This is a genomic window from Bifidobacterium sp. B4079 (assembly GCF_026537385.1).
GTDB classification, from domain to species: Bacteria; Actinomycetota; Actinomycetes; order Actinomycetales; family Bifidobacteriaceae; genus Bombiscardovia; species Bombiscardovia asteroides_I.
On sequence record NZ_JAFNMH010000001.1, the window covers coordinates 79,002 to 91,388 of the forward strand.

General features: G+C 57.6%; 10 protein-coding genes. 8 read left to right on the forward strand and 2 right to left on the reverse strand.

Features of this window, described 5'->3' with window-relative positions:
* Positions 1–6: 6 nt before the first annotated feature.
* The 7 genes from J3T95_RS00355 (at position 7) to dnaG (ending at position 9,062) form a co-directional block, all read left to right on the forward strand.
* Positions 7–825, forward strand: coding sequence for a carbohydrate ABC transporter permease (locus tag J3T95_RS00355; RefSeq protein WP_198182744.1), 819 nt, complete (start codon positions 7–9; stop codon positions 823–825).
* A gap of 37 nt (positions 826–862) precedes the next feature.
* On the forward strand, positions 863–2,866 hold the full coding sequence (locus J3T95_RS00360) for a glycoside hydrolase family 127 protein (protein ID WP_267450006.1): 2,004 nt from the start codon (positions 863–865) through the stop codon (positions 2,864–2,866).
* 170 nt (positions 2,867–3,036) lie between these two features.
* A complete protein-coding gene (locus J3T95_RS00365) occupies positions 3,037–3,687 on the forward strand; it encodes an N-acetyltransferase (protein WP_267450007.1) in 651 nt (216 codons plus the stop codon).
* 31 nt (positions 3,688–3,718) lie between these two features.
* Positions 3,719–5,077, forward strand: coding sequence for an alanine racemase (alr, locus tag J3T95_RS00370; protein WP_267450008.1), 1,359 nt, complete (start codon positions 3,719–3,721; stop codon positions 5,075–5,077).
* 70 nt (positions 5,078–5,147) lie between these two features.
* Positions 5,148–5,606: an Ohr family peroxiredoxin gene (locus tag J3T95_RS00375; RefSeq protein ID WP_267450009.1), complete on the forward strand. Its 459-nt coding sequence runs from the start codon at positions 5,148–5,150 to the stop codon at positions 5,604–5,606.
* Between the two features lie 18 nt (positions 5,607–5,624).
* Positions 5,625–6,908 (forward strand): deoxyguanosinetriphosphate triphosphohydrolase, encoded by a 1,284-nt coding sequence (locus J3T95_RS00380; RefSeq protein WP_267450010.1) that lies wholly within the window; start codon positions 5,625–5,627, stop codon positions 6,906–6,908.
* A 57-nt stretch (positions 6,909–6,965) separates the two neighbouring features.
* Positions 6,966–9,062 (forward strand): DNA primase, encoded by a 2,097-nt coding sequence (gene dnaG, locus J3T95_RS00385; protein ID WP_267450011.1) that lies wholly within the window; start codon positions 6,966–6,968, stop codon positions 9,060–9,062.
* Positions 9,063–9,147: 85 nt separating this feature from the next.
* On the opposite strand, the gene J3T95_RS00390 is transcribed toward dnaG, so the two are convergent.
* Positions 9,148–10,110: a hypothetical protein gene (locus tag J3T95_RS00390; RefSeq protein ID WP_267450012.1), complete on the reverse strand. Its 963-nt coding sequence runs from the start codon at positions 10,108–10,110 to the stop codon at positions 9,148–9,150.
* Between the two features lie 192 nt (positions 10,111–10,302).
* Positions 10,303–11,142: an alpha/beta hydrolase gene (locus J3T95_RS00395; protein WP_267450013.1), complete on the reverse strand. Its 840-nt coding sequence runs from the start codon at positions 11,140–11,142 to the stop codon at positions 10,303–10,305.
* 488 nt (positions 11,143–11,630) lie between these two features.
* Here J3T95_RS00395 and J3T95_RS00405 point away from each other — a divergent pair, with 488 nt between their 5' ends.
* Positions 11,631–12,383 carry an HAD family hydrolase gene (locus tag J3T95_RS00405; RefSeq protein WP_267450014.1) on the forward strand — a complete coding sequence of 251 codons (753 nt, stop codon included), beginning with the start codon at positions 11,631–11,633 and terminating at the stop codon, positions 12,381–12,383.
* Positions 12,384–12,387: the final 4 nt, after the last annotated feature.

The following is a 12,387-nucleotide window of genomic DNA, read 5'->3' on the forward strand; positions in this document are numbered from 1 at the left end:
GGAATCATGACTACGCCCTTGTGGAAACGCTGCATAAGCAGGATTCTTCAGGCCCTGTTGGCCCTGGTCTTCATTGCTCCCCTGATATGGGTGGTCATCTGCTCCTTCAGTCCGCAGACAGGATCTGCCCAGACGGACGGCTGGGGACCGGGCAATTATCTGACCTTGTTGCACTACCAGGACGGGTTGCCTACCTACTTGGCCAATTCGGTGGTAATCACTCTGGTTACGGTGGTGCTTTCCGTAATTGTCTGCACTATGGCTGGGTACTCCTTCTCCAGATTTGAATATCCAGGGCATGATCTGGGATTTATGGTAACGCTGTCCATTCTCATGGTGCCGTATGCATCCCTGCTGATACCGCTTATGGTTTGGTACAAGGACATCGGTCTGAACGATTCCCTGGTTGGCGTCGGCCTTGTCCTGACTCTTTTCCAACTTCCCATGAGCACCTTCATTATGCGGATAGCTTTTGATGCCATTCCCAAGGATATGGAGGAGGCCGCCATGGTAGACGGATGCAATAGCCTGCAGGCACTGGTCAAGATCCTGATGCCCGTAGTCAAACCTTCCATGGTGACCGTGGGGCTGCTGGCCTTCCTTGAAGCATGGAATAATTTCATGATTCCCCTCTACCTTGTCGGGTCCTCGCACGCCCCCCTGCCTTTGGCCTTGGTCAACATGCGTCAGCAGACCATGGGCGTTATTGATTATGGAGCTACAGAGGCCGGCGTGGTTGTTTTGCTTCTGCCTGCAGCGATCCTCTTCCTGGCGCTTCAGAAGTATTACGTCAAGGGATTCATGGCAGGCGCAGTCAAGGGCTGACGGTCCGCGTTGACGATTGTGGACAGAAGGAGAACGAATGAGAAAAACACAGTTGCGCTGGAAGCCACTGCCTAGTGAACCACAAGTTAGGATTACATCAACTTTTTGGCAACATCGGCGGGAGCAGATTGCACGTGTGGTTTTGCCCTATCAGTGGCAGGTTCTCAATGATCAAGCCAATGTAAATGTGCCTGATGATCCAGCCGGCAATCAGGGTTCTGACCCACTTAGTCATGCTGTCAGCAATCTGCGCATTGCCGCTGGTGAGCAGGCTGGAGAATTCAAAGGTATGGTCTTTCAGGATTCCGATCTCTACAAGTGGCTGGAGGAAGCCGCCTATGTGCTGGAGTATCATCCAAATTCCCACCTGCAAGCGGTCTGTGACAGAACCGTGGACCTTATTTCCAGGGCTCAGACTCCAGACGGGTACCTGGTCACACCATTTCAGATCGGGACGGGTCCTTGGGCGGATCGCAGGCCCTTCTCGCAGTTGCAGCAATCCCATGAAACCTACAGCATGGGTCACTACATAGAAGCGGGACTGGCGTATTACCAAGTCACCGGCAATAGGCAGGCCTTGGATATAGCTCGTCGGATGGCTGATTGCATTGATTCGCATATTGGACCCGAAGAGGGGAAAATCCACGGAGCCGATGGTCATCCTGAAATCGAGCTTGCCCTTTGCAAGCTCTTTGAGGCTACTGGTGAAGAGCGGTATAAGCAATTGGCTGCCTATCTCATCAATATTCGTGGGCAGGATCCACGTTTCTACGCCAAGCAACAAGAGAGCGCGCCAGGTGAGCAAATTGCGCCGGATATGGCCGATTATCCTCTGGAGTACTTTCAGGCTGATCGCCCGGTTCGTCAGCAACAAACAGCTCATGGCCATGCAGTGAGGTTGATGTATCTATGTACGGGCATGGCTCACCTGGCTGCCATTACCCAAGATGCAGACTTGGAACGCACGGTACGCCGACTGTGGCGCAACTTGGTCGACAAACGCATGTATATCACCGGGAATGTCGGATCCACTCACGTCGGTGAGTCCCTCACCTACGATTACGATCTGCCTAATGACACTATGTACGGGGAAACTTGTGCGTCGGTCGGAGCTACCATGCTGGCCGAGAGAATGCTTGCGCTGGATGCCGATGGCGAATATGGCGACATACTCGAGCGTGAGCTTTTCAACGGTGCCTTGGCAGGCATCAGTCTGGATGGACGTCAGTACTTCTATGTCAATCCCCTCCAAGTCGATCCCGAGGGCATAGACAATCCGGATCGTCATCACGTTCTGGCACATAGAGTGGACTGGTTTGGCTGCGCCTGCTGTCCCGCCAACATCGCCAGACTGATCGCCTCCGTGGATAGATATATTTATGCAAGACCTGATGACTTCACGGTGCTCAGCCATCAGTTCATCGCCAATCAGGCCGGCTTTGACAATGGCCTTGAAGTTGTGGAGTCCACGAATTACCCATGGAGTGGACTTGTCGACTACGACTTGGAACTGTCTGCGGATGCTTCCGGACCAGTTCGTTTCGGGATCAGAGTGCCCAGTTGGACGGCAGATTCGTACAAGATGACCCATGACGGATTCGAAGAATCGACGGAGCTTGAGCGCGGATTCATTTATGTGGATCTGGCTCCAGGCCAAAAGAGCCATGTTCACCTGGAAATGGATATGGCCGTTAAGCTCATGAGAGCCAACTCGCGGGTTTCGTCGGATGCCGGATCTGTTGCGCTTATGCGGGGCCCTCTGGTCTATTGCGCAGAGTCGACTGATAACCCGGGGAAGCTTTGGCAGTACCGGGTCCTTGTTGATCCTCAGAAAGTGACATCTGAATTCCACCAGGATCTGCTTGGCGGCGTCGACATGCTGACCGTACCAGCCATGCTTGATTCCGAGGATAGCCCTGATGATCCTCTCTATATCCCCCTGTCGGATAAGCATGAGCGATCTGTAAACATGAAGTTGATTCCTTACTATGCTTGGGCCAATCGGGAGACGGGAAGCATGAAAGTCTGGTTAAGGAGCTGATAAAGAAAGGGTCCGATTTTTATGAGAGGCGCGCAATAGCCCAAACTATTCCCTGATTCGCTCAATGCGTACTCACTTCGTAGCAGCTTCCTGATGGATACACTCGTACTTCGGCAATCGCGGGGGCGGGCCTGGCCCCTCCCGCATCGGTCGAGAAAGAGGTAGCCACAGTGAGCAGGTACGCGATGGAAACTGCACGTTGGATCCGTCATGCCACCATGGACGACTTTGAGGCGATCATGCCTGTCTACGCCTACGCCAGGAAGCGGATGGCCGAGACCGGCAACCCCCGTCAGTGGGGGGACAAGTACCCCCTGCCCGAACGCATCCGCGAAGATATCGCCGGGGGCCACACCATGCTCTTGGTTGACGATGCAGCTGGCATGGATCAGATGCCTGAGGATCCCGTCTACCCTGAACCTGAGCTGGACGAGCACAAGGGCAGCCACGAGCGCATCGTCGGCGTCTTTGCCCTCTTCCATGATCCGGAGCCGGATTATCGGGTCATCGATGGCAGTTGGCTGGACGACCGCCCCTATACCACCATCCATCGGGTGGCCGCCTCAGGACTGGGGCGCCACGCGGCCGGGGACCTGCTTGACTGGAGCATGCGCCGATACGAGAACATCCGGGCTGATACGGGACTGAAGAACTATGTCATGCAGCACATCCTGGAGACCCATGGTTTCACCCGCTGCGGCAACATCATCATGCCTGAGAACAAGGAGATCGAGAACGTGCGGGTGGCCTATCAGTGGCACGGCCGCCCCCTTGACCTGGCTGAGCGCGAAAGGGAGGCCAAGCGCTTGGTCACTGTCTGAGACCGTCGCAGCGCCGTCGCACAATGGAGCCATGACTTTGAATGCAGCACCGGCATGGCGGTTCTCCGGGCCCGAGGGCCAGAGACATTACGAGCAAGCTCTTCGGGCCTATCCTGGGCAGATCATCGTGGACTTGCGGACCTTGAAGGCCAATATGGTCACCCTGGTGAAACTGGTTCATTCCACGAACCCCGGTGCTGCAGTCATGGGCGTGGTCAAGGCCGATGCCTACGGCCATGGGCTCATCCCCGCCGCCCTGGCGGCCTTGGCCGGCGGGGCCACCTGGCTGGGCACGGCCCAGCCCAGCGAGGCCCTGCGTCTGCGTCGTGCAGGCATAGGCTCCGATCGTTGCCGGATTCTGTCCTGGATGTTCAACGGGGACCGCGCCCCCTTCGGTCAGCTGATTCAGGCTGCCATCGACCTGGGCGTCGGTTCCCTGAAGACCATGGACATGGTGGCTAAGGCTGCAGATCAGGTTGGCAGGCCTGCCCGTGTCCACATCAAGGTGGACACCGGCTTCGGACGCAACGGCTTTACTCCTGAAGCCTTCGGGGATGCCCTGCACGAGCTCTCCACCCTGGCCGCCCAGGGTCTGTTGGAGCCTGTGGGGCTTTTCAGCCATCTGGCAGTGGCCGACATGCCTGCCGTGGACGAGTTCGTGTCGTCCACTGGCGAGCAGATCGCCCTCTTTGAGGAGTTCTCTGACAGGATGGCGGCCGCCGGCATGAAGCCCGCAATCCGGCATCTGGCCAACACCGCCGCCACACTCACCCGTCCTGGGATACGTTATGACCTGACCCGTCCTGGCATCGGCCTGTACGGATACGAGCCGGATCCCTCCATGGGGGTTTCGACTGATTATGGCCTACGCCCGGCAATGACCCTCCAGGCTCAGCTGGGCACCGTCAAGGATATGCCGGCCGGCCACGGCGTCTCCTACGGACGCACTTATTTGACGGAGAAGCCGACAAGCACGGCCATCTTGCCTCTGGGATATGGCGACGGAATTCACCGGTCTGCCTCGGGCTTCGACCGTGAGGGCGCTATGGGCCGGGAGCACTTGGGCGGCCCCGTCCGTTTGATGACTCGTCAAGGACCCAAGTTGGTTCGCGTCGCTGGCAGGGTCTGTATGGACCAGTGCGTTCTTGATCTCAGGGGCATGGCTTCCGAATTGGGAGTGAACGAGGGCGATACCGTTGTTCTCTTCGGGCCAGGTCGGGGGGAGGATCAGGCTGAGCCAACCGCTGATGACTGGGCCCGGGCCGCCGACACCATCAGCTATGAGATTTTCACCTGCCTGCGTAGCCGGATTCCGCGGCTCTATCTGGGTGTGCATGAGGTGATCGACCCTGCCGACCTGCACCTGATCGCCCCTGAATCTGTACTTTGAGACCACAATCACAGGTCGAACATAGGCTTGGAGCCTTGTCAAGGGGCATTATTAGTGGTGAGATGAGGTTATGGCTACATATACAGGAAATGAACCAAGCAATATATCGTACACAGCTGTAGCTGACATCACCGGTGGCCGTGAGGGCCATGCGGACAGCCACGAGCCCGATCTCTCCTTGGACCTGGACACACCCAAGGCCATGGGGGGCAAGGGCCAGGGCACCAACCCCGAGCAGCTCTTCGCCATCGGCTGGGGCGCCTGCTTCCAGGGAGCCATGGGACTGGCCGGCAAGGAGTTGCGCGTGCCGGCCACCAAGCTGGCCCAAAGCAGGGTGCGCACCCATATCTCCCTCGGTGACCAGGGCGAGTCCTTTGGCATCAAGGCTCTGATCGAGGTTTGCCTGCCCGGCGTCGATCGTGATCTGGCCACCCGCCTGGTGGAGCGCACCCAGGAGCTTTGCCCCTATTCCAAGGCCACGGCGGGCAATGTGCCCACTGAAGTGGTGGTCGTGGACGATCTGGACTGAACTGAGCGGGCGCGCCTGATGGGCACTGACGAGGAGGGCGGATCCCGCCTGCTGGCCGAGGGCTACTCCGCCCGTGATCAGGAACGGTGGGCTCCAGAGCCTCCAAAGACCAGCGGCAGGACTCCCTTCGAACGTGATCGGGCGCGCCTGGTCCATTCTTCGGCGTTGCGTCGGTTGGGGGCCAAGACGCAGATCCTGGTCGCTGGCACTGATGACTTTGCCCGCACGCGGTTGACCCACACCCTGGAGGTGGCTCAGATCGGACGGCAGATTGGGACCATGCTGGGCTGTGACCCCGACGTGGTGGACTGTGCCTGTCTGGCCCATGACCTGGGTCATCCGCCCTTCGGCCACAACGGCGAACGTGCCCTGTCCTCACTGGCCTCGGATATAGGGGGATTTGAGGGCAATGCGCAGACCCTCCGTCTGCTGACCAGACTGGAGCCCAAGGTCTTCCACTCGGACGGACGTTCAGCAGGGGTTAACCTGACCAGGGCTGCTCTGGATGCTGCGGTCAAATACCCCTGGACCCTGGCTGAGGCCTCGGCTCATCCTAAGGGGGAGAGGACCGCCAAGTTCTGCGTCTATCCGGACGATCAGGAGGTCTTCCATTGGCTCAAGCAAGGGGCGCCGCGGGCCAGCACGCCTATGGAATGCCAGGTCATGGATCTGGCTGATGACATCGCTTACAGCGTCCACGACGTGGAGGATGCCATCGTGGTTGGTTCCTTCCTACCTGAACGACTGGCTGAGCCTCGAATCATCGATGGCGTGGTTCGGGCCGCCCAATCCTGGTATGGCGACCGCTGGGATGCCGACCAGTTGGTCCGAGCCCTGGAGACCGTCCGTGGCATGCTGCCGACAGGCTTCGATGGTTCACGCCGGGCCCTGGCTACTTTAAAGAACACCACCAGCTATCTGATTGGCCGCTTTGCCGACTCCGTGGAGGCGGCCACTCGAAGCCGCCACGGCCATGGTCCGCTGACCAGGTACTCGGCGGGACTGGTCATTCCTTCCCGGACCTCCTATGAGATTGTGGCCTTGAAAGGGATTGCCGTCTACTTCGTCATGGCTCCCCGCGAGAAGGAGCCCTTCCACGCAGAGCAGCTGAAAATCGTGACCGACCTGGTTGAGGTGATGATGGCCGATTCGCCAGCCCCTTCTGATGCCCTGGAGGATGTCTTCCTGGAGGATTGGCGCCAGGCAGGTTCGGATGCGGAGCGTCTGCGGGTGGCCATCGACCAGGTGGCCTCCCTGACCGACGGTTCGGCGCTGGCCCTGCATTCCCTGGTCTGCCCATAGGCCTGCGGCATTTATGCCAGGCGCGACACATCCCCCTGGGCCGGTAGGCTGGATGTCATGTCCGGAATGATTAAGAAGGAAGACATCGAGAAGGTCAGGGCCAAGGCCGATCTGTATGAGATCGTATCTGAAAGTGTGACCCTGAAGCCTTCCGGTTCCGGCACCTACATGGGCTTGTGCCCCTTCCACGACGAGAAGTCCCCTTCCTTTTCAGTGCGTCCCTCCATGGGGGTCTGGCACTGCTTCGGCTGCGGCCTGGGCGGCGATGTCTTCACCTACGTGGAACAGGAGGAGAACGTCGAGTTCGGCGATGCCGTCGAAATCCTGGCAGACAAGTACCAGATCGAGCTGCATTACGAAAACTCCCGCCAGGACACGCGTCGCGGGTCCAAACGTTCCCGGTTGCTGGAGGCCAACGAGGAGGCTCAGCGTTTCTTCGTCTCGCAGATCATGAGCAAGGAGGCGCTGGCGGGGCGCAAGCTCTTGGCGGGCAGGACCTTTTCCCAGGCTGACAGCGCACGCTTCGGCTGCGGGTACGCCCCACGCGGATGGGACAACCTGGTTCGCCATCTGTCCACCAAGGGTTTCACCCAGCAGGAAATGCTGGACGCCGGGCTGGCCAGACAGGGGCAACGTGGGGTTTACGACTACTTCCGGGGCAGGGTCACCTGGCCCATCAGGGATTCCACGGGACGCACCTTGGGCTTCGGCGCTCGCAAGCTCTACGAGGACGACGGCATCAGCGCCAAGTACATCAACACGCCGGACACCCAGCTCTACCGCAAGAACCAGGTGCTCTACGGCATCGATCTGGCCAAGGACGCCATTGTCAAAAAGCGGCAGGTGGTCATTGTGGAAGGCTACACCGACGTCATGGCCTGCCACCTTGCCGGCGTCGATACGGCTGTAGCCACCTGCGGCACTGCCTTCGGCGAGGACCATGCCAAGATCGTCCGCCGGCTCATCTCCGACGATGCCCTGGGGGCCATCCAGCTGGTGGGGCCGGTCCAGGGATCCCGAGTGGTCTTCACCTTCGATGGGGATGCGGCCGGGCAGAAGGCCGCCCTGCATGCCTTCGGCCTTGACGGGAGCTTTCTGACGCAGACCTTCGTGGCGGTGGCTCGGGAGAATCTGGATCCATGCGATCTGCGCATCCAGTACGGCGATGAGGCTGTGCGATCCTTGGTTGAGCATGCCCGACCGCTGTACGACTTTGTCATCGACACTGCCGTGGCCATGTTCGACACCCAGTACACCACCGGGCAGATGGGGGCGGTCAAGGCCGTAGCGCCCATTCTGGCCCAGATCAGGGATCGCTCTCTGGTGGGGGCCTATACCCGCAAGACCGCCAGAAGAATCGGCGTGGATCTGGATCTGCTGCGTCAGGAGGTCAACAGGGCACGTCGCAAGCTGCATGTGAAGGACCAGGATGCCTATGCGGTCCGCACTTCTCACCGTGGTGCAGGTGAATCGGAGGGTCGTGCGGGCCATGGCAGTGACGATGCCATGCGACGCCGCAGTATACAGCGCGAGGATGCCCTTCGACAGGGCTACCACCACATCGATGATTCTGTCTTCATCTGCGAGCAGCAGTTCATGGGCGTGCTCATTCAGATTCCCAGGGCGGTCGGGTCGGATGCCTTCGGCCAGCTCAGTCCGGACAGTTTCGAGGTTCCGATTTTCCGCTCGCTCTATCGGGCTGTGCAGGCCGCCGGAGGACTGCCCGACAGGAAGACGCCACAGGGACTGTGGATGCATAATCTAACCAAGGCGGGCGGGCCCATGCTGGAGTCGGCCATCAATGAGCTAGCCGTCATGCCCTTGCCGCTGAATTTGGATAAGCAGGAGGATAAGCAGCGAGGCTCAGGCCCAGGTTCCGAGAAAGGCAATAAGGGGGACGATCAGGGCGCGGGCTCCGAAGATGCGGACACGGATGTCCAGCTGAAGCAGCCTAGCCCGGAGGAGCGTCAGTACGCCTCCGAGCTGCTGGCAAGACTGTTGGACGCCACCTACATGCGTTTGATCGCTTCGGCCAGGCACCGGATGAATCAGTTGCCCGACGGTCAGGAGAAGTTCAACCTTCTTGGTCAGCTCACCCAGTACGAGACCCAGCGCAACGAATTGCGCAACCAGGTCTTCGGCAACGCCGAGTGAACCGGCGGCCGGCTAAATCTATCTTCCCGTCCTTGTCGATTTTCCCGGACAGGGACGGGGAGGATTTGGGCTAAATGGTTCCCTGTCAGGCGGGGAAGGATATCTGCGAGTTGATGCAGGTCATTATCGTGACGATGATTGCGGTAATGATGCCGCCCAGATAGGGATTTCTGGTGTGACGGTAGATCGCCCGGGTCACCAGAGGCATGACGGCCAGTGGAACCAAGGGTGTCAGCATCCAGTCCGGTATCTGTGTGCTGTTGCCAAAAAGACCGTTGACTCCAGTGGCGAAGAAATACCCATATCCAGTTACTGCTATAAGCAGGGCCGGCAGCATGTCGAAGAATGCCAGCAGACCTATGTTGGCTGCTGGGCTCCTCCCGAATGAGGTGGAGTAATTCAGGCTATTGATGAAGACCGATGTGGTTCCGTAGGCTACAAGGAAGAAGGGCAGTAGCTTGAGCATTTCAGGAATCTTGTCGGCGGTGAATGGTCTGGCGGCCCAGTACCAGAACCGGAAATCGGAGTTGAAGAGGAACTTGCAGGTGAAGATCAGCAATATAGCCAGAAGACTCACTGTCAGTGCAAGCTTTATTGTCTGCCAAAGTCTTCCTCCACTGATGGGCAGATCAAGATCCGAGACTTTAATGCCCCTCCTTCGCGCATACATGCGGTACCACAGAATCGTCAGTCCAATCATGAATACGGCATTCAGACAGCCCCAAACACCGTAGAACAAGGGCATGCCTTGCCGAAAGTAGTTGCCGATATGCTTGTCGACTTTCAGCCCGAACAATGTCAAGGCACTGGTAACTGAGAAGGCAGTGGCTGACAGCAGGCAGACCCAAAGCCATACTGAACCTCCCTTATTGGCATCAGCTTGACGCATGCGTGCCGGTTCCTCTGATCCGGCCTTTTTGAAGAGGTTGGTTCTGACTAGACAGAGTGTTCCATAGACCATGAAGAGCATGAGGCCAATCAGTCCAAGAAGCCCTCCGATCATTTTAACAGGATAGATATGGTCGCCGTCGGCAAGGCCTGTTTTCATGTTGAAAGCCTGCACCATGAATTGAACAGCGTCAGTGCAGGGTTGGGATAGGAAGAGCACCGTTCCATGCGTCCCATTCTCCATGTATATGATGTGCGAAGCTTGATGGCCATTGATCTGCTTGTGGTACCACCGGCCGCTGATTCCTGCAGGGGTCTGATCGGTGGGTGTGATGCCGAAGTTGAGGAAGGATCATGCGTTATTTGATTTGAGGTACTGTGGGTTGGGCTTGATTTTGCCAGTTGACGTATCTTTTTCCTTGAAAGAATAGTCGTCGTATTTGCCGGCGAGTACTCCTACGGTGCGCTCACGGTAGTAGTTGAAATACTTGCCGTTGGTGTTCTTCCTGGCTGCTTCGACGACGTTGGTCTTGCCGGGCACATATCCGAAAGCAGCCGTCTCGTTGTCCCTATAGACCGGGTCTCGGCTGACATAGAGCACGGTCTTGATCAGTGGATGCCGGCGCTTGTTATCGATCAGGATGGATTCGTGTATGGTGTTCCCGCCTCTTGAATGCCCTGAAACCCCTATCCGATCAGCATCGACAAAGGGGAGAGAGGTGAGGTACTCCACTGTGTCATACAGTCCGCGCCCGTTCACCAGCCATTCCTGGTCATTGAGGATTTCAGATTCGCCATGGCCATAGAGGTCGAAAGATACCACGACGAAACCTCTGCGGGCCCACTCAATCTGGAAGTCATCGCTTTTCTCCTTGTTGGTGTTGCCGCCGTGAGCAAAGACAATGGCAGGTGCCGGGTGCTTGGGGGAAGCTGTTTTCGGCTGGAGCATGTCCATGCTCAATCGGTGGCCTGACGGCGATTCAATTTGCAGCGTCTCCTTGGTAACGTGCCCCCCATCGGTTTGAGCCAGATTGGACATAAGTCCACACGTCAGACAGAGAATGAGGGAAATGGTCAGGCCGATGGCTGAATTATGGATGAGTGCGGTTTTTTTTTCATAGATTCGTCCTTTTTGTGCTGTTCGCGTAGTCTTCCAGGATTGTTGCTTGCATTGATGATCCTCGTTGTTCATCGCGTATGTAGGTGCTGAAACCAGCAACGCCTACGAGTGACCTAGTTTGGTGCAAGACAGAGCACAGTAATCGTTCCCCGTCAGATAACCGGTGATGCCTTACTGATATAGTATTACCGGTAAGGCATGACAACCTGTTTCTTGTACCTATTTTGGCTCTGTGGCACATTCTCAAGTACCGAGTGGATGGGCGGAATACGCCGTAATAATGGGCATGAACATACAACGCAGAAGGACGGCTTTGCGCTACAGTCAAGAGTTCGTCGCCTATAATGCCAACCTTTCCCGGTTCGCATATCAGCAGTTGGAGCATGGTCAGTCGCGACCCGGGAGTCCAGCCAATCCCAGTTTGATCAACATAATGGCAGTTGCTCAAGTGCTCAATGTGAGTCTGGATGAGCTGCTGCCTGATCCATGGCCGGATCTTCATGCTAAGTAATGTGCAGCAGCGCCATTCTCAAGACAAGCCATGCCGATAGGGTGAATGCATGAACATGGAGCATCAAAAGGATAATAAAGCCCGGTCTGCTGTGGGAAGCCGGCCGCTTGCAGTCTTCTGGGACATGGACGGAACCCTGATCGATTCAGAGCCTTACTGGCATCAGGCGGAGGTCGATCTAGTGCGTGAGCATGGAGGAGACTGGAATGCCGACATGGGGTGGCAGGTTTCCGGCAAGCCTCTGACCAAAGTGGCAAGGGTGATGCGGGAGCGTGGTCTTGACCTTCCTGAGGATCAGATCCCAGATCTGCTGATTGATGGAGTAATCGCCATGGAGGAGCGTCACATGCCATGGATTGAAGGGGTTCGTGCCATCCTGACAGACCTGGTTGAGGCCGGCATCCCCTCGATTCTGGTCACTACTTCGCCACGCCGCATGGCTCAGGCTGTGGTCGCTAAGGCACCCGAGGGAGCTTTTGCCGACTATGTCTGCGGGGATGATGGGCTGGCGCAGAAGCCCGATCCTGCTCCCTATCTGCATGCGGCCAGTCTGGTGGGCATCAACAGCCCTGATTTGATGGCCTTCTGCCTGGCTTTCGAGGATACCCTGACCGGCATCACCTCGGCTGTGGCCTCAGGAGCTACTACTGTGGCCTATACCGGCACCAACCCGGTCGACACCTCATCAGGCCCCCAGTTCGCTTCCTTGAATAGCTATGTTGGAGTAACCTTGGATGATTTGTCTGCTCTGATTGTCGAGCGACTCGGACGATCGGGGTCGCCGGCTACGCAGACTTGCTGAATCG